At 72.1% G+C, this 23,887-nt stretch carries 22 protein-coding genes and 1 pseudogene; 12 read left to right on the forward strand and 11 right to left on the reverse strand.

All coding sequences use genetic code 11. The annotated features are described in order from the left end of the window. The 7 genes and pseudogenes from ACYVJE_RS20930 to ACYVJE_RS20960 all read left to right on the forward strand — a co-directional run. Positions 1-450 (forward strand): annotated as a pseudogene (locus tag ACYVJE_RS20930) (hypothetical protein); the annotation flags it as partial. A 126-nt stretch (positions 451-576) separates the two neighbouring features. Beyond that, positions 577-1,056, forward strand: a complete 480-nt coding sequence (locus ACYVJE_RS20935; RefSeq protein ID WP_461145800.1) for an NUDIX domain-containing protein — start codon at positions 577-579, stop codon at positions 1,054-1,056. 81 nt (positions 1,057-1,137) lie between these two features. Further along, complete coding sequence (locus ACYVJE_RS20940) at positions 1,138-1,941, forward strand: PhzF family phenazine biosynthesis protein (protein ID WP_461145801.1); 804 nt, start codon at positions 1,138-1,140, stop codon at positions 1,939-1,941. 59 nt (positions 1,942-2,000) lie between these two features. Beyond that, the gene (locus tag ACYVJE_RS20945) at positions 2,001-3,407 is read left to right on the forward strand and encodes a pyridoxal phosphate-dependent decarboxylase family protein (protein WP_461145802.1); all 1,407 of its coding nucleotides are present in this window, start codon (positions 2,001-2,003) and stop codon (positions 3,405-3,407) included. Between the two features lie 63 nt (positions 3,408-3,470). Then, complete coding sequence (locus ACYVJE_RS20950; protein ID WP_459155857.1) at positions 3,471-4,460, forward strand: aldo/keto reductase; 990 nt, start codon at positions 3,471-3,473, stop codon at positions 4,458-4,460. A 137-nt stretch (positions 4,461-4,597) separates the two neighbouring features. Beyond that, positions 4,598-4,894 carry a DUF2218 domain-containing protein gene (locus tag ACYVJE_RS20955; protein ID WP_461145803.1) on the forward strand — a complete coding sequence of 99 codons (297 nt, stop codon included), beginning with the start codon at positions 4,598-4,600 and terminating at the stop codon, positions 4,892-4,894. Between the two features lie 109 nt (positions 4,895-5,003). Continuing rightward, positions 5,004-5,366, forward strand: coding sequence for a DUF488 domain-containing protein (locus tag ACYVJE_RS20960; protein WP_459155859.1), 363 nt, complete (start codon positions 5,004-5,006; stop codon positions 5,364-5,366). A gap of 4 nt (positions 5,367-5,370) precedes the next feature. On the opposite strand, the gene ACYVJE_RS20965 is transcribed toward ACYVJE_RS20960, so the two are convergent. Beyond that, positions 5,371-6,582 (reverse strand): HD domain-containing protein, encoded by a 1,212-nt coding sequence (locus ACYVJE_RS20965; protein ID WP_461145804.1) that lies wholly within the window; start codon positions 6,580-6,582, stop codon positions 5,371-5,373. Between the two features lie 349 nt (positions 6,583-6,931). On the opposite strand from ACYVJE_RS20965, the gene ACYVJE_RS20970 reads away from it, so the two are divergent. Further along, entirely contained in the window at positions 6,932-7,162 is a 231-nt protein-coding gene (locus ACYVJE_RS20970) for a hypothetical protein (protein ID WP_461145805.1), read from the forward strand. Between the two features lie 90 nt (positions 7,163-7,252). Here the strand turns inward: ACYVJE_RS20970 and iolD are convergent, their stop codons facing one another. The 5 genes from iolD to ACYVJE_RS20995 all read right to left on the reverse strand — a co-directional run bounded on the left by iolD (position 7,253) and on the right by ACYVJE_RS20995 (position 13,875). Continuing rightward, positions 7,253-9,118, reverse strand: a complete 1,866-nt coding sequence (gene iolD / locus ACYVJE_RS20975; RefSeq protein ID WP_461145806.1) for a 3D-(3,5/4)-trihydroxycyclohexane-1,2-dione acylhydrolase (decyclizing) — start codon at positions 9,116-9,118, stop codon at positions 7,253-7,255. Continuing rightward, positions 9,115-10,014 (reverse strand): 5-deoxy-glucuronate isomerase, encoded by a 900-nt coding sequence (iolB, locus tag ACYVJE_RS20980; RefSeq protein ID WP_461145807.1) that lies wholly within the window; start codon positions 10,012-10,014, stop codon positions 9,115-9,117. The genes iolD and iolB overlap by 4 nt, the downstream gene beginning before the upstream one ends. 17 nt (positions 10,015-10,031) lie before the next feature. Further along, complete coding sequence (locus tag ACYVJE_RS20985) at positions 10,032-10,913, reverse strand: Cgl0159 family (beta/alpha)8-fold protein (protein WP_461145808.1); 882 nt, start codon at positions 10,911-10,913, stop codon at positions 10,032-10,034. 16 nt (positions 10,914-10,929) lie between these two features. Continuing rightward, positions 10,930-11,904 (reverse strand): 5-dehydro-2-deoxygluconokinase, encoded by a 975-nt coding sequence (iolC, locus tag ACYVJE_RS20990; protein WP_461145809.1) that lies wholly within the window; start codon positions 11,902-11,904, stop codon positions 10,930-10,932. A gap of 1,275 nt (positions 11,905-13,179) precedes the next feature. After that, complete coding sequence (locus ACYVJE_RS20995) at positions 13,180-13,875, reverse strand: LysE family translocator (RefSeq protein ID WP_461145810.1); 696 nt, start codon at positions 13,873-13,875, stop codon at positions 13,180-13,182. A 31-nt stretch (positions 13,876-13,906) separates the two neighbouring features. On the opposite strand from ACYVJE_RS20995, the gene ACYVJE_RS21000 reads away from it, so the two are divergent. Both ACYVJE_RS21000 and ACYVJE_RS21005 read left to right on the forward strand, forming a co-directional pair. Beyond that, entirely contained in the window at positions 13,907-14,383 is a 477-nt protein-coding gene (locus ACYVJE_RS21000) for an Lrp/AsnC family transcriptional regulator (protein WP_459162229.1), read from the forward strand. Between the two features lie 212 nt (positions 14,384-14,595). Beyond that, positions 14,596-15,072 carry a hypothetical protein gene (locus tag ACYVJE_RS21005; protein ID WP_461145811.1) on the forward strand — a complete coding sequence of 159 codons (477 nt, stop codon included), beginning with the start codon at positions 14,596-14,598 and terminating at the stop codon, positions 15,070-15,072. Positions 15,073-15,147: 75 nt separating this feature from the next. Here ACYVJE_RS21005 and ACYVJE_RS21010 read toward each other — a convergent pair whose 3' ends face one another. Together ACYVJE_RS21010 and ACYVJE_RS21015 are read right to left on the reverse strand one after the other, a co-directional pair. Beyond that, positions 15,148-15,999 (reverse strand): arginase family protein, encoded by an 852-nt coding sequence (locus tag ACYVJE_RS21010; protein WP_461145812.1) that lies wholly within the window; start codon positions 15,997-15,999, stop codon positions 15,148-15,150. A gap of 125 nt (positions 16,000-16,124) precedes the next feature. Continuing rightward, entirely contained in the window at positions 16,125-18,497 is a 2,373-nt protein-coding gene (locus ACYVJE_RS21015; RefSeq protein WP_461145813.1) for a xanthine dehydrogenase family protein molybdopterin-binding subunit, read from the reverse strand. A gap of 415 nt (positions 18,498-18,912) precedes the next feature. Here ACYVJE_RS21015 and ACYVJE_RS21020 point away from each other — a divergent pair, with 415 nt between their 5' ends. Further along, complete coding sequence (locus tag ACYVJE_RS21020; RefSeq protein ID WP_459155875.1) at positions 18,913-20,328, forward strand: Nramp family divalent metal transporter; 1,416 nt, start codon at positions 18,913-18,915, stop codon at positions 20,326-20,328. A gap of 108 nt (positions 20,329-20,436) precedes the next feature. Beyond that, positions 20,437-20,925, forward strand: coding sequence for a SixA phosphatase family protein (locus ACYVJE_RS21025; protein WP_461145814.1), 489 nt, complete (start codon positions 20,437-20,439; stop codon positions 20,923-20,925). Positions 20,926-21,016: 91 nt separating this feature from the next. Here the strand turns inward: ACYVJE_RS21025 and ACYVJE_RS21030 are convergent, their stop codons facing one another. From ACYVJE_RS21030 to ACYVJE_RS21040, 3 genes are all read right to left on the reverse strand, one after another. Beyond that, entirely contained in the window at positions 21,017-21,220 is a 204-nt protein-coding gene (locus ACYVJE_RS21030; RefSeq protein ID WP_459155877.1) for a hypothetical protein, read from the reverse strand. Between the two features lie 339 nt (positions 21,221-21,559). Continuing rightward, positions 21,560-22,525 (reverse strand): tyrosine-type recombinase/integrase, encoded by a 966-nt coding sequence (locus tag ACYVJE_RS21035; RefSeq protein ID WP_459155878.1) that lies wholly within the window; start codon positions 22,523-22,525, stop codon positions 21,560-21,562. A 19-nt stretch (positions 22,526-22,544) separates the two neighbouring features. Then, entirely contained in the window at positions 22,545-23,882 is a 1,338-nt protein-coding gene (locus ACYVJE_RS21040; RefSeq protein ID WP_461145862.1) for a M20/M25/M40 family metallo-hydrolase, read from the reverse strand. Positions 23,883-23,887 lie beyond the last annotated feature (5 nt).

Genomic DNA, 23,887 nt, shown 5'->3' on the forward strand with positions numbered 1-23,887 from the left:
ATGAAGTCCAAGGTCAACGAGGAGATGAAGAAGCACTTCCGGCCGGAGTTCCTCAACCGCATCGACGACGTGATCGTGTTCCACCAGCTCACGCGCGACGAGATCGTGCAGATGGTGGACCTGCTGATCATGCGGGTGGAGAAGGCGCTCAAGTCGAAGGACATGTCGCTGGAGCTGACCGACAAGGCCAAGAGCCTGCTGGCCCGCCGCGGGTTCGATCCGGTGCTGGGTGCGCGGCCGCTGCGGCGCACGATCCAGCGGGAGATCGAGGACAAGCTCTCCGAGAAGATCCTCTTCGGCGAGATCGACCCCGGCCAGATGGTCGTCATCGACGTGGACGGCTGGGACGGGGAAGGCTCCGACGAGGACGCCACCTTCACCTTCCGCGGCGAGAGCAAGCCCGCCCTCGTCCCGGACGCCCCGCCGGAGAACCTCACCCGCTCCGAGTGACCGCGATGAGCCCTGCTCACCCGCGGTGAGCGCAGCGGAGGTCCCCGTGCTCGTGCACGGGGACCTTCGCATGTCCGCCCGGTGCCGGCTCGCTCCCGCGGAGACCCCGGCGGCATCCTGGGCGGGATGGGTCGGTACTCCGCGGGCATCCTGCTCTACTCCACGGGCGCGGCGGGCACGCGCGTGCTGCTGGTGCACCCGGGCGGCCCGCTCTGGCGCAACCGCGACGCGCACGCCTGGTCGGTGCCGAAGGGCGAGTACGCGCCCGGACAGCAGGCGCGGGAGGCGGCGCTGCGCGAGTTCGCCGAGGAGACCGGCGCGGTGCTGGACGGAACCGGGTTGCTCGACCTCGGTTCGGTGCGCCAGCGCGGCGGCAAGGCGGTCCACGTGTGGGCGCGCGCGGGCGAGTTCGACGTCGATGCGCTGCGCAGCAACGAGTTCGAACTCGAGTGGCCGCCCCGCAGCGGGCGGGTGCAACGGTTCCCCGAGGTCGACCGGGCGGCGTGGTTCGACCTGGACACGGCGCGGGAGAAGATCAACACCGCGCAGGCGGCGCTCCTCGACCGGCTGCAGGAGGCGCTGGCCGGGCAGGGCGGCGGCTCGTGATCGCGACCCGGGCTCCGGTAGGTTGCGAGCATCGACTCCCGCCCGGCGTGAACGCCGGAGTTCCGCCGATGAGGAGGAACGATGACGCGTTACCACATCGTCGACGCCTTCACCGAGCACGTCGGCGCGGGCAACCCGGCCGCCGTCGTCGCCGCGGCGGAGCCCTACACCGATGCGTGGGCGCAGCGGGTCGCCGCGGAGTTCAACCTCTCCGAGACCGCCTTCGTCCGCCCGCTGGACGGCGACGGGGCCGACTACGAGCTGCGGTGGTTCACGCCGACCACCGAAGTCGCCCTGTGCGGCCACGCCACGCTCGCCGCGGCGCACGTGCTCGCCGGCGCGGAGGGCCGCCGGGGCGAGCTGCGGTTCTCCACCCGGCACAGCGGCGTGCTCACCGTCCGGCAGCGGGAACAGCTGCTGTGGATGGACTTCCCCGCCAACCCGCCCGCCGGGTGCGCAGCACCCGCGGGACTGGCCGAGGTCCTCGGCGCCGCCGTGCGGTGGACCGGCACGGCCGATACCGGTGACCTGCTCGTGTTGCTCGACGACGAGGCGACGGTGCGGGAACTCACCCCGGACGTCCCCCGCCTGACCGAGTTCGCCGAGCGCGGCGTGATCGTCACCGCCGCGGCCGATCCGGGGCAGGAGCACGCGTTCGCCTCCCGCATGTTCGCGCCGGCAGCCGGGATCGGCGAGGATCCGGTCACCGGCAGCGCGCACACCGTGCTCGGGCCGTTCTGGGCGCAACGCCTGGGCGGCGACTCGCTGCGCGCGCTGCAGTGCTCGCCGCGCGGTGGCGAGCTGCTGGTGCAGCTCCCCGGCGCGGGCCGGGTGGACCTGGGCGGCGCGGCGGTCGCCGTGGCCGAGGGCCGCTTGTTGTGCTGACACCGCTTCCTGCCCGAGGATGTCGAACGCAGGAACGAACGCGACGGAGAGGACGCGTGATGCGGAGCCGGAGCGCGGATCTGGAAGCTCCCGCGATGGCCGAGATGCTCGGCAAGACCGCGGAGACGCTGGAGGACTTCCTCACCGAGCTGGATTCCGCTCCGGCCGCGCAGGAGGCCGATCCGGCGGTGCTGGCGGCGCTGGGCACCGCCCCTCCCGAGCAACCGCGGGAGTTCGGCGAACTGCTGCCGCTCGTGCGCGACGCCGCCGCTTCGGGAGTGGACACCGCCGGACCGCGCTACTTCGGCTACATCCCCGGCGGCGGCCTCGCGAGCTCGGCGGTGGGCGAGCTCCTCGGCCGCACCTTCAACCGCTACACCGGCTTCTCCGAGCTCGCCCCCGGCCTGGTCGCGCTGGAGGACTCGGTGCTGCGGTGGATGGCGGCGCTGTTCGCGCTGCCGGAGCAGGCGGGCGGGCTGCTGACCACCGGCGGGTCGCAGGCCGTGCTGTCGATGGTGCTGGCCGCGCGCGAGAGCCGGTTCGGCGAGGCGGACTTCCGCCGCGGCCGCATCTACCTGTCCGAGCAGGCGCACCACTGCGTCCGCAAGGCCGCCCGCGTCGCCGGCTTCCCGTCCACGAGCCTGCGGCTGGTGCCCACGTCCGACGGCCGCCGCCTCGATCCGGACGCCGCCGCGCAGATGATCGCCGCCGACCGCGCGGCCGGGCACGTGCCGTTCCTGCTCGTCGCCAGCGCCGGGACCACGAACTCGGGCAGCATCGACCCGCTGCCCGAGCTGGCCGCGCTGGCCTCCCGGGAGGGCCTGTGGTGGCACGTCGACGCCTGCTACGGCGGGCTCTTCCAGCTCACCGAGCGGGGACGCGACCGCATGAGCGGGATCGAACGGGCGGATTCCGTCTCGCTCGACCCGCACAAGAGCCTGTTCCTGCCGTACGGGTGCGGCGCGCTGCTGGTGCGCGAGGCGCGCGCGCTCACCGCCGCGCACAGCGAGGACGACGCCGAGGACTACCTGCAGGACGTCGGCGACGGCGGCCTGCCGGACTACGCCGCGCGGGGAATCGAGCTGACGCGGGAGACCCGCGGGCTGCGGGTATGGCTGCCGCTGCAGCTGCACGGGGTGGCGGCTTTCCGCGCCGCGCTCGACGAGAAGCTCGACCTGGCCGCGCGAGCCCACCGCGCGCTGTCCGAGGACGACGAGCTGGAGGTCCCGGAGGCGCCGGAACTGTCCACGGTGGTCTTCCGCAGCCGCGCCGGGGACGCCGCGACGCGGGCGCTGCTGGAGCGGATCAACGGCAGCCGCCGGGTGTTCTGCTCCAGCACCGTGCTGGACGGGCGGGTGACGCTGCGGCTGTGCGTGCTGTCGTTCCGCAGCCACCGCGAACACGTGGACGAAGCGGTCGCGATCATCCGCGAGGCGAGCGCTACCGTGGCGGACGGCTCGGTGTGAACGCACCGCCGGGCCGATGCGGGAACTACCTCGAAGCGCGGTGCGAACGCGGAAGGTGGATGCATGCGACAGCGCACTCTCGGCGCCACGGGACCCCAGGTGTCCGCGCTCGGTCTCGGCCTGATGGGCATGTCCGATTTCTACGGCCCCGCGGACCGCGCGGAGAGCATCGCGACCGTGCACGCGGCGATCGACGCGGGGGTGAGCCTGCTCGACACCGGTGATTTCTACGGCAGCGGGCACAACGAGCTGCTGCTGCGCGATGCCCTGCGGTCCGGTGACCGGGACGAGGTGCAGATCAGCGTCAAGTTCGGCGCGATGCGCGATCCGGCCGGCGCGCTCATCGGCTTCGACGGCCGCCCCGAGGCGGTGAAGAACTCCCTGGCGCAGACGTTGCAGCGGCTCGGCACCGACCACGTCGACATCTACCGCCCCGCCCGGCTGGATCCGCAGGTGCCGATCGAGGACACCGTCGGCGCGATCGGCGAGATGGTCGACGCCGGCCACGTGCGCCACATCGGGCTGTCCGAAGTGGGCGCGCGGACGCTGCGGCGCGCGGCCGCGGTCCGCCCCGTGGCGGATCTGCAGATCGAGTACTCGGTAATCTCCCGCGGCATCGAACCGGAGATCCTGCCGACCTGCCGGGAGCTGGGCATCGGCATCACCGCCTACGGCGTGCTCTCGCGCGGACTGCTGTCCGGCCGGTGGGGCAAGCAGGACTCCGAGCGGGATCCGCGCGGGCACTTCCCCCGGTTCGCCGGCGCGAACCTGGAGCAGAACCTGGGGCTGGTCGACCGGCTCCGCGAGATCGCCTCCTCCCGGGGGGTCAGCGTGGCGCAGCTGGCGATCTCCTGGGCGGTGGCGCAGGGCACGGACATCGTGCCGCTGGTGGGTGCGCGGCGCCGCGACCGCCTCGACGAGGCCCTCGGGGCGCTGGACGTGGAGCTGACCGCCGAGGAGCTCTCCGCGATCACCCGCGCCGTCCCGCCGGACCAGGTCGCCGGGGACCGCTACGACGCGGACGGCATGCGGCTGCTGGACAGTGAGCGCTGACACCTCCTCGGCCCGGTGCGCGCCACGTGCGCCCCGGACGCCGGTGGCCGTAGTCTGGGCGGGAGTCGACCGAATCGGGGCGCCGGGGGCGGAGCGCGGTTCCGGCGCCCTCCTTCCACCACGCGAGGAGCTGCCCGATGCCGCAGGCGCATGCGCAGATCCGCACGGAGCGCCCGGAGCGCTACCGCAAGCAGCTCGCCTCCCACCTGGGACGGCGCTGCACGATCTCCGACGAGGCCGACGGCGGCGTCCGCATCACGCTGCCCGCTGACGGCGGCGCCGGGTCGTGCCTGCTGACCTGCCGGGCGGAAGTGCTGTTCCTCGACGCGGCGGGCGACAGCGCGGAGGACCTCTCCCGCGTGCAGGACGTGATCGGCCGCCACCTGGAGCGCTTCGGCGAGCGCGAGGGGCTCACCGTCACGTGGAGCTGCTGACCGCGCTCCGCCGGCGCATCCCTGCGGCCACGGGACGTTTCGGCTCCGCGGGCCGCGGGTAGGGAGCCGAGGCAGCGGGGCGCGACGGTACGACGCGGAGGGCGCGACCATGGCGGGGAAACCCCAGGTGCAGGTGCGCCGGATCTACGAGGAGTTGCGCGAGGACGACGGCACCCGGGTGCTCGTCGACCGCGTGTGGCCGCGCGGGCTGAGCAAGGACAGCGCCGCGCTCGACGAGTGGCGCCGCGACGTGGCTCCGTCCACCGATCTGCGCAAGTGGTACGGCCACGACCCCGAGCGCTTCGATGAGTTCCGCAGGCGCTACGAGCAGGAGCTCGACGCTCCCGAGCAGCGCTCCGGTCTGGAGCACCTGCGCGAGCTGGCGCGGGACGGGACGCTGACCCTGCTGACGGCGACGCGGGATCCGGACATCAGCGCCGCGCGGGTGCTGGCCGAGCTGGTGCACCGCTGAGCGGTCACGCACCGCACCCGTTCCCCCGCTGGTCCTCGCCGGCCAGTTCGGCGAGCAACCGCTCCATGGCGCGGTAGCGGTCGGCCAGCCGGCGGTGCTGGTCGGGGGCGAGGGAGGACAGTCGGGAGGGATCGGCGTTGTGCGCGATGTCCTGCCGCTTGACCAGCAGCGCGCCCGGTGTCCCGGCGACGCGGCGCGCGTAGTCCGCCAGCTCCTCCCCGCAGCGCTTCGTCACCGCCCGCACGATGGCCGCGGTCTCCGGTGCGAGGCCGAGGCGGTCCAGTTCGGCGAAGCACATCACGTCGTCCTCGACGGCGTCGTGCAGCCAGGCGGCGGCGACCTGCTCCGCGCTCCCGCCGTGCGCCCGGACACCGCCGGCCACGGCGGCCAGGTGCTCGGTGTAGGGGCGCCCGGCCTTGTCGGTCTGCCCCCCGTGGCGGCGCCGGGCCAGCCGTTCCACCTCGGAGGTGCTCGGGGCGCGTGCCCACCGCCGGCGGCGGCCGCGGTCGGGTGCGGTGGGGCAGTGCAGCCGCCGCGCTCCGGGAGGCTCGGGTACGGCGCGGTAGATCGCGGCCAGCCGGTGCGGCACGGTGCGGTCCGGCTCGGAGGCGATCCGGTCGAGCCGTTCGGCCACGTGGAGATCGTGCGAGTCCTCCTCCGCGCGGTGGCTGGCCGGGGTGTGGAACTGGACTTCGAACTTCTGGCCGCTCGCGGCTTCGCGCCACGAGGAGTTGATGCCGCGGTAGCCGTGCGAGGTCCAGGCGTTCTTCCACTTGATGCCGGTGAAGCAGTCGGCGAGATCGTCGCGGATCCAGCGCGCGACGGCGGCGTAGTCCGCGTCGGGCAGGACGAAGGCGTAGCGCACCGCGTCGCGGATGCGGTCGATCGGCCAGGACCCCGGCCGCGGTTCCTCCCGCGTTTTGATGACGAGCTTGGTCTTCAGCGACAGCTCGGTCTTGCGGTGCGTGCCCTCGTCGGGACCGAGGAGGCGCGCCTGCGGGCAGCGGTTGCGCACGCGGCGCTCGACGGCGCGCATGAGCGCGGTCAGGTCGGGTTCGCACTGCGCGGCCTGCCGCAGCAGCGCGTCGGCCTGCTCGTTGGCCTCGGGCGGGAGGTACAGAGGCACCCCGCGGCGCACGCCGATCCAGGAACCGTCCACCTGCCTGCCGGAACACGCCTCCAGCGGTGTCCCGTCCCCTCCGCTCGGTGTGCTCACGGCTGTGGCACCCCCGCTCAGCGCGGTCGTCGTCCCGGCAGCGGTCGTTCCCGCTCCGCGCGTGCCGGGCGCGTGCGCGAGCGGCCCGCCGCGCGCGTGCGTTGCCCGCCGCGGGGACAGTACTGACGACTCCGTTTCCACGAAGGATTGTCGCAGCTGTGGGGGCTGGTGGTGTTGAACGACCGAGGTGTTCTCCGCCCCGACCAGCGCGGGCGAGTCCGACCGGGCGCCGCCGCAACACCGGGTGCGGCCGCCTCGCGGCGCTGTACAACGGGTCGACGCTGGTCACGCTCAGCATCGGCGTCGGTTGCCTGTACGCCGGCCTGTTCCCCATCAACGTCGGTGCGGCGTGGTTCCTCGTCCCCGCCCCGGTGCTGGGCAACAGCCTGCAGCACCCACCGCCCCCGGCACCTACGTCAACCTGGCGCGGGGGTTCACCACGATGGGCGCGGTGGCCGGAGCGCTGGGGTCGAGCCTGGGGTCCGACCGCGCGGTGCGGCAGGCCGCCTACGGCTACCGGGAGGAGCAGCGCCGCGCCCGCGAGGCCGCGCAGAAGCAGCAGGACCGGCAGCGCAGCTGACCCGCGCTGCGGGCGGGTGTGCACGGCGTCCCGGTGGGCACCGGTGCGGTCGGTCCGGGAGCGGTGCGCACCCGGACCGCCCGGCTGCGGCTACAGGTGCTGCCGCTGCTGTTCGCGCTGCTGTTCGTAGTGCTTGCGCGCCTGCTGCGTCGAATCGAGCGCGGAAACCTCGGCCACGGGCACGTCCCACCACGCCTCGGGTGGTAGCTGCGCCTTGTTCGGGTCGGTTTCCACGTACACCGCGGTCGGTTCGGAGGCCTCCCGCGCCGTCGCCAGCGCGTCGCGGAGTTCGTCCACGGTGTCCGCGCGCAGCACGTGCAGGCCCAGGCTGCGCGCGTTGCCGGCCAGGTCGACCGGCAGCGGATCCCCGGTGAACCTCCCGTCGGCGTCGCGGAAGCGGTACTCGGTGCCGAACCGCTCCGCGCCGATCTTGCCGGACAGGCCGCCGATGGAGGCGTAACCGTGGTTCTGCACGAGCACGAGGGTGATCTTGATCCCCTCCTGCACCGCGGTGACCAGTTCGGTGGGCGCCATCAGGTAGGTGCCGTCGCCGACGAGGGCGAACACCTCCCGGGAGTCGTCGGCCAGCCGCGCACCGATCGCGGCGGGGATCTCGTAGCCCATGCACGAGTAGCCGTACTCGACGTGGTACTGCCGCACGTCGCGGGCGCGCCAGAGCTTGTTGAGGTCCTCCGGCATCGAGCCGGCCGCGTTGACGACCACGTCCCGGTCGGCGACCACGTCGTCGAGCGCGCCGAGGACCTCGGCCTGGCCGGGGCGCTCGGCACCGCCGGCGCTGCGGGTGGTCGCGTCGATCACCTCGGCCCACCGGCGCGCGCCCGCGCGGTACTCGGCCACGTAGTCCGCGGACACGCGGTGGTCGCCGAGCTGCTCGGTCAGCGCCTCCAGCGCGGCGCGGGCGTCGCCGATCACGGGTGCGGCGGACTGCTTGTGCGCGTCCGCACCGGTGATGTTGATGTTGACGAACCGCACGTCGGGGTTGGCGAACAGGGTCCGCGAGGCCGTGGTGAAGTCGGAGTACCGCGTGCCGACGCCGATGACGAGGTCGGCCCGCCGCGCGATGTCGTCGGAGACGGCGGTGCCGGTGTGCCCGATCGACCCGAGCTCGTTGGGGTGGTCGAACCGCAGCGCTCCCCGACCGGCCTGCGTGGAGGACACGGGGATGCCGGTGGTTTCGGCGAAGTGCCGCAGCTGCTCCTCCGCGGCGGCGTGGTGCACCCCTCCCCCGGCGATGATCAGCGGGCGTTCGGCCGCGCGGATGCGTTCGGCGGCGGTGCGGACCGCCCGCGGGTCGGGCGCGGGCCGGGGGACCGTCCAGACGCGTTCGGCGAAGAACTCCTCCGGCCAGTCGTGGGCCTCGGCCTGCACGTCCTGCGGCAGCGCCAGCGTGACCGCACCGGTCTCGACCGGGTCGGTGAGCACGCGCATCGCCTCGAGCGCGGCGGGGACGAGCGCTTCCGGTCGCCACACGCGGTCGAAGTACTGGGACACCGGGCGCAGGCAGTCGTTGACGGAGACGTCGCCGGCGTGCGGCGCCTCCAGCTGCTGCAGCGCGGGGTCGACGCGGCGGGTGGCGAACACGTCGCCGGGCAGCAGCAGCACCGGCAGGTGGTTGATGGTCGCCAGCGCCGCGCCGGTGACGAGGTTCGTCGCGCCGGGGCCGATGGAGGTGGTGCACGCGTAGGTGGACAGGCGGTTGCTCTGGCGGGCGTAGCCGACGGCCGCGTGCACCATCGCCTGCTCGTTGCGGCCCTGCAGGTAGGGCAGCTCGTCCCGCTGCTCGAGCAGGGCCTGGCCCATGCCGCCGACGTTGCCGTGCCCGAAGATGCCCCAGCACCCCGCGATGAACCGCTCGCGCACCCCGTCGCGTTCGACGTGCTGGTTCGCGAGGAACCGGACCAGGGCTTGCGCGACCGTCAGACGCTGCGTGCTCATCGTCCCTCCACTGCGGTCTCCTGCGGCGCCCGGTAGAGCGGCAGCCGCGGATCGACGTCCTGCTGTGCCCACGTGTCGCGCACCCAGGCGTGCGCCGGGTCGTCGCAGATCCGCCACACGCGCTCCGGCGACGGGCCGGCCATCACGTTGAGGTAGTACATGTCGTAGCCGGGAACGGCCATCGAGGGACCGTGCCAGCCGTCCGGGATGAGCACCACGTCGCCGGTGCGCACCTCGGCGAGCACGTCGGTGGTGCTGCCGGGCCCGGACGGGGCGACGCGCTGGTAGCCCATCCCCGGCGTGCCGCCCGCCTCGGCGATCTCGAAGTAGTAGATCTCCTCGAGCTCGGCCTCGCCCTCGCGTTCCTCGTCGTGCTTGTGCGGCGGGAACGACGACCAGTTGGCGGCGGGGGTGAGCACTTCGACGGCGATGAGCTTGTCGGCCTCGAACACGTGCGCCGCGCCGAAGTTGTTCACCTGGCGGCTGGACTGGCCCGCACCGCGCAGCTCGACGGGCACGTCCGAGGCCGGGCCGTACCGCACGGGCAGGCGGTTGTCGCAGCGCGCCCCGGTGAGCGCGAACCGCCCGCCACCGGAGCTGCGCACGCGCACCTGCGCGTCGCGCGGGACGTAGACGAAGTCGCTGACGCCGGTGAACACGCTGCCGCGGCCGGCGATGTCGTGCACCTGCCCGTCGCACTCGACGGTGCAGCCGCCGGACAGCGACAGGATGATCCACTCGCTGTCCCCGGTGGCGTACTCGTGCTCCTGGCCCGGGGCGAGTTCGAGCACGCGCAGCGAGGAGTAGCCCCAGCCGGCCGAGTCCGGGTCGACGTGGGCGGAGTACGGGTGCCGCGCCGCGGATCCGGCGGGCAGGTAGTGCTGTTGGTCGGTCAACGTCGGCTCCTTCGGGTTCAGAGCAGGTTCACCGCGGTGTCCACCGCTTTGGTCACGTCGCCGTCGTGCGGGTACAACAACGTGCGTCCCACGACGAGCCCGCGGACCGTGGGGATCCGCAGGGCGCGGCGCCACCGCTCGTACGTCGCCTCCGGGTCGGTGCTCACGTCGCCGCCGAGCAGCACCGTCGGCAGCGTGGTGGCGGCCAGTGCGGTCTCGACGGTGTCGACGTCCTCGGTGACGGGGACTTTCAGCCAGGTGTGCGCCGAGGTGCCGCCGAGGCCGGAGGCGATGGCGATCGCGCGGGCCACGCCCTCGGCGGTCACGTCGTTGCGCACCTTGCCGTCGACGCGGCTGCTCATGAACGGCTCGACCATGGTCATCAGGCCGCGGCGGGACATCTCGTTGATGGCGTCGGCGGTACCGGTGAGGGTGTTCAGCGTGCCGGCGTCGTCCGGGGCGATGCGCAGCAACAGCTTGCCGGCGTCGAACCGCAGCCGTTCGATGTCCTCGGGGCGGTGCCCGGTGAACCGGTCGTCCAGTTCGAAGGAGGCCCCGGCGATCCCGCCGCGGTTCATCGAACCGATGGCGAGCTTGTTCTCCAGCGCCCCCATGAGCAGCAGGTCCTCGAGGACGTCGGCGGTGCCGAGCACGCCGTCGACGCCGGGCCGCTCCAGCGCGGTGCACAGCCGCTGCAGCAGGTCGGCGCGATCGGCCATGGCCAGGGCGTCGTCACCCGCGGCCAGCGCACCGCGCGCGGGGTGGTCGGCGGCCACGATCATCAGCTGCCCGCGCTCACCGAGCAGGTCGCGGCGAGCGCGCCGGGAGGCCGCCTCGGCCACGGCCTCGGGGCGCTGCGCCCGCACGGCGGTGAGTTCGGGGATGCTCAGTGCAGTCACTGTGGAAGCCTTTCGGTCAGACCGACGATCCGGCCGGGCTGTTCGGCAGCGCACGCGCCAGAAGATCGTCCACTTCGGACTCGGAGGGCATGGCGGAGGAGCAGGCCAGGCGGGAGGCGACCAGGGCGCCGGCGGCGTTGGCGAAGCGCATGGTCCGCTCGAGGTCCCAGCCGGACAGCAGCCCGTGGCACAGGGCACCGCCGAAGGCGTCGCCCGCGCCGAGCCCGTTGACGACGTCCACCGGCACCGGTGGCGCGACGGCGCGGTCGGTGCTGGTGCGCGCGAGCACGCCGCCCGGGCCCTGCTTGATGACGGCGAGTTCCACGCCGGCCTCGAGCAGCAGGTCCGCGGCTTCTTCGGGATCGCGCGAGCCGACGGCGCGCTCCACCTCGTCGAGGTTGCCGACAGCGACGGTCACGTGCTGCAGCGCCTCGCGGTAGAAGCTGCGGGCCTCGTCGTGGTCGGTCCAGAACATGGGCCGCCAGTCGAGGTCGAAGACGGTGGTTCCGGACTTGGCGCGGTGCCGCAGGGCCTGCAGGGTGGCCGTGCGGCTCGGTTCGTCGGACAGGCCGGTGCCGGTCATCCAGAAGATCCGCGCCCGGGCGATCGCGTCGAGGTCGAGCTCCTCGGGGTGGATCTCCATGTCCGGCGCCTTCGGGTACCGGTAGAAGTGCAGCGGGAAGTCGTCCGGCGGGAACAGCTCGCAGAAGGTGACCGGGGTCGGGTACTGCTGCACCGCGGCGACGAAGCGGTCGTCGACGCCGAACTCGCGCAGCTGGCGGTGGATGTACTCGCCGAACGGGTCGGCACCGGTGCGGCTGATGACCGCGGTGCGGTGTCCCAGGCGCGACCCGGCCACCGCCACGTTGGTCGCCGTCCCGCCGAGGAACTTGCCGAACGACTCGACGTCCGCCAGGCCCACGCCCACTTGCTGGGGGTAGATGTCCACTCCGATCCGGCCGATCGTGAGCACGTCGAAGCCGTCAGCCATGTCGAGCCTCCGAGTTGGGTGGAACGGCGCCCGCGGCGGTGCGGACGCCCTGCATGCCGTACCCGGATGTTTACTGGACCACCCCGAATTTGTCAATACATTATGACTTGAGTGGGTGGTGGAGCGGCCGGTGAAACCGCTCGCCACCGGGGTTCGGGGTCACGCTCGGTGACCGTTGGTCGCTCCCGGAACCCGCTGATCGACGCCGCCGGAAGCACCATTGATCGGGCAGCCCCGGAGAGGTCAGGAGCAGGTGCGCCAGAGGGCTTCGAGCGCGGCCAGCACCCGGCAGCACAGCCTGGTCTTCCCGCTGTTCGAGCACTACGGCGTCAGCATCTGGGTGCCCGAGGTCGGCGGAGCCATCGATCCCGCCTCCGAAGCCCACGAGTTGATCACGGGTGCGTTCGGCGGCATGTCCAAGGGTGAACGCAACAGGATCAAGGTGCGCGTCCGCACCGCTATGAGCTCGCAGTCCCAGCTCGAAGGCCGCTACCTCGGCGGCCGCCCGCCCTACGGCTACCGTCTCATCGCCGCAGGAGCGCATCCCAACCCCGGCAAGGCCGCCGAAGGCAAACGTCTGCACCAACTCGCACCCGACCCCGACACCGCCCCCGTCGTCCAGCGGATCTTCGACGAGTGCTGCTCGGGCCACGGCATCTACGCCATCGCCGAAGGACTCACCCGCGACGGCGTCCCCAGCCCAGCGCTCACGACCCCGCCCGCAACACGCACCGCTCCGGCACCGCCTGGCCCAAAGGCGCCGTGCGCGCCATCCTGCTCAACCCGCGCTACACCGGCCACCAAGTCTGGAACAAACAACGCAAGAAAGAAGTCCTCGTCGACGTCGACGACGTCTCACTCGGCCACCACAGCCGCCAAACCTCACACGCCCTCGACAACGGAGCCAGCCCCGAAACCATCGGCCAATGGATCGCCGACACCGAAGCAGAAAAAGCCAAAGCACACGCGATCCTGCGCGAACACCACCAACCCACGGCTCAACCCGAACCCGAGATGATCACCACACTGTTCCGAGCCTGCCGCGAAGCCACCCGCACTCTCCAGCAAGCACACCCCGAGACCAAGGCGTCCGTCTACCACGCCCTCGGATTCACGATCACCTACCACAAAGAAACCCACACCGCGAAAGTCCAGGTCAACCCGAACCCTCACTGCTGTCAGCAACCTCACCGAACACAACACCAGGTGGAGGTCACGGGTTTCGTTCTCCACCGGGTCGTCCGCATGAACACAGCACCGCGAAGCTCCGAAGAATCACAGGCCACCGAACAAGGCCACGGCGCCCAGACCACCGAGAGCAGCTCCCGCTCCCACGTCGATGGCCGAACGTACCGAAGTTCGGGTCAGCGCCGCGCCCAACAAACCGATCGCCGTGACATACAGTGTCCACCAGCTCGCCGCGCACACCATCACGACAGCCCCCATGACCAACGTCTGAGCGAACACCGGTGTTCCCGGGACCAGGAACTGCGGCATGAAAGTCAGATAATAGATCAGAGCTTTTGGGTTCAGCACGTTGTTGAGAAATCCCTGCACTGCCGGTGATCCGGTGCTGCGCGGTGGGGTCAAGTCGGCCTCCGGGTGCCGTCGCCGCCGCCATGCCGAAACCACCAGCATCCCACCCAACAACACCAGATAACTGCCTCCCAGGACACGCAAGACCATGAGCATCACGGTGTTGGCGACCACGACCGCGGCGAGACCACTGGCCGCCACCAGCGTCAAGAAGGCCAACCCAGTGCAGATGCCCACGACGGTGAAGTACCCCTGGCGCCGATCGCCGGTGACGGCGTTACGTGTGACCACCACGAAGTCAGGGCCAGGCACCACCAGCATCAACAAGGTCGTCGCAACGAAGACGGGTAGATGTGCGATCATAAGCGTCCCATGCAGTGCGGAAGCGGAAATCACCAAAACGGCGGAACACCAGTCTCGCCAAAGAAGCAGCAAGTGAATAGCATCTCCGTGTAGAGTTCGGATGATGCCTCAATCAGTCAAACTAGATCCGGTTGACCTGCAGATCCTGGCAGTCTTGCAGAACAACGCCCGACTCCCCAACAAGGACCTGGCCGCTACGGTCGGCATCGCCGCCTCAACCTGCCTGGACCGCGTCAACAGGCTCCGTGAAGTCGGGGTTATCCTCGGCTACGGCGTCAAGGTCGACGCCGAGAAGCTCGGCAGGCCCCTGCAAGCGCTGCTCTCCATCCGCGTGCAGCCCCACCGGCGTCCGTTAGTCGATCCATTCGTCGAACACGTGCTGTCCCAACCGGAAACCCGCGAGCTCTACCACCTCACAGGTCCTGACGACTTCCTCGTGCACGTGGCCGCGGAAAGCGCCGACGCCCTGCAACGGCTCGTCCTCGACGAATTCACCGCCCGGGACGAAGTTGCCCTCGTACACACCAACCTCATCTTCCAGCGTTGGGAAGGCAGCCCACTACTCCCACCTACCGAGTAACGACAGGCACAGCCCACCAACCAGTCTCGGTCGTCGCTGGGCAGCTGCTGGGCTGCGGCAACGCGCTCGTCGAGCCCGGCGAAGGGATCGAAGCGGGGCAGCTTCGGGTGCGTCGGCAGGCTGAGCGCGTGCAACGATCGCAGGAGGGCGCCGAGCTCGGCCGTCGTGGCCGGGCGATGCTCGCAGCTCCTCGACCTCTACCGCGAGGAGGAATGGTGACCCGTCTCGCCATCACAGGACACCGGGGCCTTCCGACTGCCACCGCCGAGGCCGTCGACCGCGAGTTGCGGCAGATCATCGCCGGCTGCAGCGAGCTCGTCGGGTTGAGCTGCCTGGCCGACGGTGCCGACTCGCAGTTCGCCCGAGCCGTCCTCGACCGCGGCGGCAGCCTGACCGCAATCGTGCCCGCCGCGGAGTACCGCGACGGGCTTCCGGCCGAGCACCACGCCACCTACGACGCACTGTTCGAACAAGCCGCCGACGTGGTCCGCCTCGACCACGTGGAGTCCACCGAGCAGTCCCACATGGACGCGAGCGAAACCATGCTCGACATGACCGACGAGCTCATCGCCGTGTGGGACGGCCAACCGGCACGCGGGTTCGGCGGCACCGCCGACGTCGTCGCCGCGGCCCGCGACCGCGGACTGCCCGTCACCGTGGTCTGGCCCGACGGCGCCAGCAGGGACTGAGCGCTCGCGCTGCCAGTACCGCACGCGCTCGGGCCGATCGGAGCGAACACCACCGACCAGAACGGGCGCGGTTCCTCACGAGGCCGGCACGCCACCCGCGGACACCTCACCGGTGAGCGGAGCGAGCGCGTCGAGCAGTGCTTCGGCCGCAGCGGTGTCGTCCGGCCCCCCGGTTTCGAACTCGGCGAGTTCCACCCCGACCACCTCCCCGCCGGCAAGCGCGCACGCCATCGCGCGCAGGTCCGCCGGCCGCAGCCCACACGGAACGCTGTAGTCGGTGGCCACGAGGCCCGGTTCCAGCACGTCGCAGTCCAGGTGCACGTAGACCGGACGGTCCTCGACGGCCGCGGCCACGCGCTCGGCGAACCCCGCTCCCGGTGGGACCGTCCGCACGCTCGCGTCCAGCAACGGTCGCTCTCCCGCGTCGACGTCGCGCACGCCCGCCAGCACGATGTTCTCCAGCCGCAGCCCCGCGCCGAGCCCGGAGCGCCACAGTCCGGCCGGTCCGGACAGCGCGAGCCCGCCGAGGTACCCGCTCGGCGTCGTCCCCGGCGTGTTCAGGTCGGCGTGGGCGTCCAACCACAGAACGCACGCGTCCGGCCGGTGCCGCACCACGGCGGGCACCGTCGCCAAGGCAGCGGCGCAGCGGTTCAGCACCGTCACCGGAACGGCGCCGTCGCCGAGCACCTGTCCGAGGTGCGCGCCCAGTTCCCGCAGCTGGGGCAGCGCCGCGTCGAGTTCGACCCGCCAGTCGGCGTTCAACGCCGCGCGCGGCGTGCCGAGCACCTCCGGTTGCAGGCCCAGCCGGCGGGACGTTCGCTCTCCCAGCACGCGCGCCCCGGTCATGGCCCGATCGTTGTGGTCACCCGCGCGTCCAGCGAACACCGCCAGCGCGCGTTCCCCGGGCACGTCAGCTGAGCTCGGCACTCCACGCTCCTGTCCCGTCTGCGCCCCATCGTTCCGCCTGGTCCCCGTCGTCGTAACCTCGCGCGCCCCGCCCTCCGCTCGGGGCCGTTCCGTCGGGCGCACCGGCCGGCGCGCTGACGCGCTCCTCACACCACGGCCTCATCGGTCTCCCCCTCGTCGCCGGCCCCGCGCACGGGCAGCGCGTCGAACGCGGCCGGTGGCTCGCGCCAGTTGCGGCCGTCATCGCCGCGGCGGGCCGCCTCGATCGCCCGCCAGACGCGCTCCGGGGTGGCGGGCATGTCGACGTGCCGCACGCCCAGGTGCCGCAGGGCGTCGACCACCGCGTTCTGCACCGCCGGGGTCGCGCCGATCGTCGCCGACTCGCCGATGCCCTTCGCGCCCATCGGGTTGCTCGGCGTGGGCGTCTCGGTGTTGGCCGTCTCCAGCGGCGGCACGTCGGCGGCCGAGGGCACCGCGTAGTCGGCCAGCGTGGCCGTGGCGGGGTTGCCCTCCTCGTCGTAGCGCATGTGCTCCCACAACGCCTGCGCCATGCCCTGCACCGCACCGCCCTGCTGCTGGCCGCGCACGAGCAGCGGGTTGACCACGGTGCCGCAGTCGTCGACGGCGAGGTGGCGCACCGGGGTGACCATGCCGGTCTCGGCGTCGACGTCGACGACCGACACGTGCGCGCCGAACGGGAACGTCGCGCCGTCGGGGCTGAAATCGGTCTGCGCCCGCAACGGCACCTCCTGCTCGTCGGCCGCGGCGACGATCTCGCTCCAGGTCAACGTCGCGCCCGGCACGCCGGAAACCCCGAGACCGCCCGACTCGACGACCTCGATGTCCTCCGAGGAGGCCTCCAGGCGCGCCGCGGCGACCTCCTTGGCCCGCTGCAGCACCTGCTCGCCGGCCTGCCGCACGGCGCTGCCGCCGAGCTGCAGCGAGCGGGACCCGCCCGTGCCGGATCCGCGCGGCACCCGCGCCGTGTCGGACTGCACGAACTCGACATCGGCCATGTCCAGTCCCAGCATCTCGGCGACGATCATCGTGAACGCGGTGGCGTGCCCCTGGCCGTGCGCGGAGGTGCCGACGGCGATGCGGGCGCCGTCGGCGTCCACCGCGACCTCGGCGTACTCGCCGGAACCGCCGCCGGTGATCTCCACGTAGGTGCTCACGCCGATGCCGAGCAGCGTCGTCTCCCCCGCCGCGATGCGCCGCTGCTGCTCGGCGCGGAGAGCCTCGTGGTCGATCACGCGCAGCGCTTCGTCGAGCGGGCGCTCGTAGTCCCCGCTGTCGTAGCGCGCGCCCACCAGCGTGGTGTGCGGGAAGCGCTCGGGCCGCAGGAAGTTCCGCCGCCGCAGCTGGACCGGATCCATGCCGAGATCGGCCGCGGCGACGTCCATCGCGCGTTCCAGCATCGCGGCCGCCTCGGGGCGGCCCGCACCGCGGAACGCCCCCATCGGGGTGGTGTTGGTGAGCACGCCCATGGCGTCGTAGCTGATCTCGGGGACGTCGTAGACGCCCTGGGCCATCAGCCGCGTCGGCCCCAGGGGGAACGAACCGCCGAACCCGGCGTAGGCGCCGGAGTCCCCGAGCACGCGGCAGCGCATGCCCACGAGGCGCCCGTCGCGGCGCAGCCCGAGCTCGACGTACTGCACCTGGCCGCGGCCGTGCGGCATCGCCTGCATGTTCTCCGAACGCGTCTCCACCCAGCGCACCGGGCGGTCGAACCGGCGCGCCAGGGCGATGACCACGGCGTGCTCGGGGGCCAGGCCGGCTTTCCCGCCGAAGGCCCCGCCGACGTGCGGGGTGACGACGCGCACCCGTTCGGCCGGCCAGTCGAACGCGGTGGCCGCGGCGTCGCGCAGGCCGTGCGGCATCTGCGTGGACACGTGGATGGTGACCTCGACGCCGTCCTCGGCTCCGCCGGGTTCGACGAGGATCGCGTTGCCCTCCATCGGCACGACGGCCACGCGCTGGTTCTCGATGCGCACGCGGCTGACGACCTCGGCCTCGCGCAGCACGTCCGCACCCGCGGCGTCGCGGAAACCGCCGGCGACGTTGCCGCCCAGCTCCGGGAACTGGGCCGGCGCACCGTCGGCGACGGCCTGCTCCGGGTCCACCGCGGCCGGCAGCGGGGTGAAGTCGACGTCCACCAGCTCGACGGCGTCGGCGACGGCCTCGGGGCTCTCGCCGACGACGACCGCCACGGGTTCGCCGACGAACCGCACGCGGCCGGTCGCCAGCGGCGGCCGCCGGCAGGCGGGGTTGAACTCCACGAACGGGGGCGGGGTCGGCACGTCGAGCTCGCTCGCCGACAGCGCCGCGACGATGCCGGGCGCGGATGCGGCCGCGGAGGTGTCGACGGCGTCGACGGACGCGTGCGCGACCGGCGAGCGCGCGAATCCCACGTGCAGCATGCCGGGCGCGGAGCGGTTCCCCACGTATCCGGCGCGCCCGCGGAGGAGCTCCGGGTCCTCGACTCGTCGGACCTCGTTGCCGAGCAGCGATCCCACCATGATCACCACCCTAGTGCCCGTGCCCGCCCGACGGCACCACCGAGGTGCGCCACCGGCGCGTCGGGGACGTTCCCACCCCCGCGCGACGCTTCCCCGAGCCGCCGAGCGGTCCGCACCCCGAGGAATTCACAGTGGACGTAACAATTCGGCGAACCCGCGCGTGCGAAATTTCGAACCGCGCGGTTTTCGGGCCCCGAGCAGTGCTCCGAACGGCGGAATTCGTCCGGAGGACTTTGCACCACGTGCAAAACCTGAGCGGCGGCATCCGCGCGGAATCCCCGGTTCCGCAACGGGGCGAATCAGCGTTGTTGACCCGGTCCCCCGGCCGCTGTAACTTGCGTCGGCAACGCAGCCGGATCCCCTCCACAACGGCGAAAACCACTGCCATGCCGACGCCAGCACGAAGGAGTGCTCCATGGCAACGCAACCGGCAACCACACGCGATCCCTACATTCCCACTCCCGAGGACGCGGTCGAGCCCCCGAGCGGATGGCGCCCGAGCTTGCGCTACCTCGGCCCCGGACTGATCGTCAGCGCTTCGATCGTCGGTTCCGGCGAACTCATCGCCACCACCGCGCTCGGCGCCGAGGCCGGCTTCGTCCTGCTCTGGTTGGTCGTTCTGTCCACCGGCGTGAAAGTCGCGGTGCAGGCCGAACTCGCGCGCTGGACGATCAGCACGGGCAAACCGGCGCTGAGCGGATTCAACGACGTGCCACCGCGTTTCGGACGCATCGGATGGATCAACGTCCTCTGGATCGTCCTCGCGCTGTCCAAACTGATCCAGGTCGGCGGAGTCGTCGGCGGGATGGCGCTGTCGTTGAGCGTGCTCATGCCGGTCGGCGGCGATCCGCTGAGCACCGCGTCGCTGACGTTCTGGACGGCCGTGGTCGTCTGCGGCAGCGCGGCGCTGCTGGTCACCAGCGGCTACCGGATGATCGAGCGCGGAGCGTTCGCGCTGGTCGTGCTGTTCTCCATCGGCACGATCGCGATCGCCCTGGGGCTGCCGCTGACCCCGTTCGCCTACTCCGGTGCGGACGTGCTCGGCGGGCTGAGCCTCATGCTCCCGGTCGGAGCGCTCGGCGCCGCGATCGCGATGTTCGGCCTCACCGGTGTCGGCGCGGACGAGATCACCTTCTACACCTACTGGTGCCTGGAGAAGGGCTACGCGCGCTGGGCCGGTCCACCGGACGGCAGCGCAGCGTGGCGCCGCCGGGCGCGCGGCTGGATCCGGGTCATGTACAAGGACGTGTTCCTGTCCTGGATCATCTACACGGTGGCCACGATCGGCTTCTACATCATGGGCGCGGCCGTGCTGCACCCGCGCGGACTCGTCCTCGAGGGCAACGAGATGATCACCACGCTCTCGCGGATGTACACCGACGTGATCGGCGAGGGCATGAGCGTGGCGTTCCTCATCGGCGCGGCCGCGGTGCTCGGCTCCACCCTGTGGGCTTCGATCCCGAGCTGGGCGCGCATGTTCACGAACCTGTTCGCCACCGTGGGACTGCTCGACTGGGGCAACGCGCACGTGCGCGACCGCACGGTGCGCGCCATGACGGTCGTGCTGCCGGTGCTGTGGGGCGCGGCCTACCTGTTCGTCAGCGAGCCGGTGATCATGGTGCAGATCGGCGGGGTGATGACCGGCATCTTCCTGCCGGCCGTGGTCATCGCTACCTGGTACCTGCGGCGCACCCAGGTCGACCCCGCGCTGCACGGCGGGGCGTGGTTCAACGGGCTGCTGCTGATCAGCTCCGTGGCGATCAGCCTGCTCGGCGTGTACACGGTGCTCAACGTCTTCGGCATCACGATCGGCGGCGCCGAGGTCACCTGAGCGCTGCCCGCACCACCGGCCCCGGTCGCCGCGCGGCCGGGGCTGGCCGTCGCTCACCCGGCGTGCTAGGGAATGCGGGGCACCGACGCCGAGGAACGAGGGGGCCGCATGACCGAGCCGCAGCGGACGCTGGTCCTGCTCCGGCACGCGAAATCCGCCAGGCCGGAGGGCGTGCAGGACCGCGAACGCCCGTTGAACGACCGGGGGCGCCGCGACGCGCCGGAGGCGGGCAGGTGGCTGCGGCAGCACGTGCCGCACGTGGAGTTCGTCCTGTGCTCGCCGGCCCGGCGCGCGGAGGAGACCTGGGAGCTCGCCGGCAGCCGCATGCCGGCCGCGCCCTCGGTGCGCCGCGCGGAGCGCCTCTACGAGGCGGGCGCGCAGGACCTGCTCGCCGCTGTGCACGAGCTCCCGGTGGTGCCGCTGACGGCGGTGCTCATCGGACACGACCCGACGATCAGCGAGTTCGTCGGCCTGCTGACCGGTCAGCCGGTGTCGTTGAAAACCAGCGGCATCGCCGTGGTCACGAGCGCGCAGCCGTGGAGCGCGGCGGGGGACGGCTGGGGGCGGCTCACCGAGACCGCCACACCGCGGGGATGATCCGGCGGCGGGCACATCGCTGAACGTCGTGCACCTGCACGTGCAGGCACCGGGCGGAGTTCCGTCCCGCCCGGCCGGCGGTGGGATCCGCTCAGCGGAACCACACTTCGGGCAGCCCGGCGGCTTGCTGCGCCCGCCACGCGGACATGGTGCTGCGGTCGATGCCGAGGTGCCGGCAGTGCTGCAGCACGCGCAGCGCTGCGTGCGTACCGGACCACCCCGGACGGCGGCGCTGGCGGCGGCAGTCGGTGCACAGCGTGACGCACAGGACGCCGAGCGGCGTGTCCACCGCCATCGCCGCCAGATCAGCGCAGGACTGGCAGCGCTCACAGATGCGGTGGGTCGGACACCCGCTCGTGTCCAGCAAGTCCACGGCATCGGACTCTCGAGGGAGAACCACGGGTATTACCCCACATGTCGGGTCATCGCGGCCGAGCCTTCATCACACAACGAACACGGTTCTGCTGATGACTCGCCATCATAGCGCGCCGTGTTAACACTGTGGTGACGCCGCGTACTTCTCTGCGTGCACATCGCCACTTCTTCGCGCGGCGATGCCGCTCGGAGGCACCGCCGCGCATCGGTGCTCCCCGGCGAGCCGCGGTCCGTGGCCTTCCAGGCTGCGCAGCACCGATCACTCCGATGTGGACATCTCCGAGAGCACGCGGAGCGTGCGGTTGGCGCTGACCGACAGGCGCTGCTCCCGGGCGGTGACGTCGATGTAGTTCTGGCTGGCGTTCATCGACGCGTGCCCCAGCAGCTTCGCGATCTCCGCGGCGTTCGCCCCGTCCTCGGCCAGCCGCGTGGCGAAGGTGTGCCGCAGCGCGTGCACCATCGCCCCGGGCTGCACCCGGTCCGCCACGCCGGCGGCGCGGAGGTTCTGCTGGACGAGGTACTGCAACGCGCCCCGGCGCAGCGGAGCACCGCGGGGCGTGACGAACAGCGGCTCCTCACCGCGCGGCTCACCGCCGAACCGCGCGCACCGCGACCGCAGGTAGTCGGCGAGCACGCCGTCGAGCGCGTCGTCGATGGGGACCGAGCGGTTCTTGCCGGCCTTGCCCCGCACCTGCAGGCGGCGGTCGCCGGCCCGCCCGGACAGCGAGTCGACCGTCAACGCCAGCAGCTCGGCGGAGCGCACACCCGTGCACAGCAGCGTCGCGAGCACTGCGAGATCGCGCTCCGGCCACGGGTCGCGCGCCCGCCGTCCGCGCTCGCCGACCTCGCGCAGCAGGCGTTCGGGGGTGTCCTCGCCCTGCAGCGGTTTCGGCGCCGGCGCGGCGCTGCGCGGTTTGGGCACCACCCGCATCGGGTTGCCGTCCACCACGCCCTCGACGACGAGGAACCCGAACAGCCCGTTCCACGTCGACCACGCCCGCGTCACGCTCGCCGCGGAACGGCTGCCGGCGAACCGGGCGAACGCCGAGCGCAGCCGCGCGGGGGTGACGTCGGCCAGCTGCGGGGTCGCGCCGAGCAGCTCGGTCAGCTCCGCGGTGACCGCCTGCAGGTCGCGGCGGTAGGCGCGCACCGAATTCGTGGCCAGCTTCCGCGCCTGCAAGTGCTCCAGGTAGACCTCGGTCCAGTGCGGGACCGTCTCGGCCACGTCCCCTCCTTCCGCCGGTTCAGGTGGGCATGCGCAGCAGGCGGTCGAGCACCCGCGTGCCGAACTGCAGCGCATCCACGGGAACTCGTTCGTCCACGCCGTGGAACATCGCGCTGAAGTCGAGGTCGGCGGGCAGCCGCAGCGGCACGAAGCCGAAGCAGCTCATGCCCAACCGGCTGAACGACTTGGCGTCGGTGCCGCCGGACATCATGTAGGGCAGCGTCCGCGCGGCCGGGTCCTCTGTGAGCAGCGCCTCGCCCATCGCGTCGACGAGCCGGCCCTCGAACCGCGTCTCCACCGGCGGCAGCCCGACCCACTCCCGTTCGATGCCGGGACCGAGCAGCTCGGCGAGCTCCTCGTCGAAGGCCTCCTCCCGGCCGGGCAGGATGCGGCAGTCCACAGCGGCCTCGGCCGTCGAGGGGATCACGTTGTGCTTGTAGCCGCCGGTGAGCATCGTCGGGTTCGCCGTATCGCGCAGCGTGGCACCGACGACGCGGGAGAGGTTGCCGAGCTTGGCGACGGCGCCGTCGACGTCGTCGGCGGGGAACTCCCAACCGGTCAGTTCCGCCACGCCGTCGAGGAACTCGCGCACCGAGTCGTTGAGCACGAGCGGGAACCGGTGCTGCCCGAGCTTGGCCACGGCCTCGGACAGCGCGGTCACCGCGTTGTCCTCGTGCACCATCGAGCCGTGCCCGGCGCGTCCGCGGGCGCGCAGCCGCAGCCAGCGGATGCCCTTCTCGGCCGTCTGCACCAGGTAGGCGTGCACGCCGTCGCGGAAGGTCACCGAGAACCCGCCCACCTCGCTGATCGCCTCGGTGCAGCCGCGGAACAGCTCCGGGCGGTGGTCGGCCAGCCACTGCGCGCCCTGCAGGCTGCCGGCTTCCTCGTCGGCGAGGAAGGCGAAGACGATGTCGCGCGGCGGGGTGATGCCGTCCCGCTTGAACCGGCGCGCCACGGCCAGGCTCATGCCGAGCATGTCCTTCATGTCGACCGCGCCGCGGCCCCACACGTAGCCGTCCTGGACGGCGCCGGAGAACGGGTGCACCGTCCACTCGGCGGGGTCGGCGGGCACCACGTCGAGGTGACCGTGCACGAGCAGTCCGCCCCGCTCGGGATCGGCACCGGGCAGCCGCGCGATGACGTTGGCCCGGCCCCGCTGGTCGCCGGACTCGACGAAGGTCACCTCGTAGCCGACCTCGGTGAGCCGCTCGGCGACGTACTCGGCCGCCAGGCGCTCCGGGTTGAGGGTGTCCGGGTCACCGGTGTTCGAGGTGTCGATCCGGATCAGCTCGCTGGTGAGTCCGGCGACTTCCTCCTCGGCCCGACGCAGTCCCGCGTCCTCCGCTCGGTTGTCCACGTTGC

The organism is Salinifilum aidingensis, from assembly GCF_054782015.1.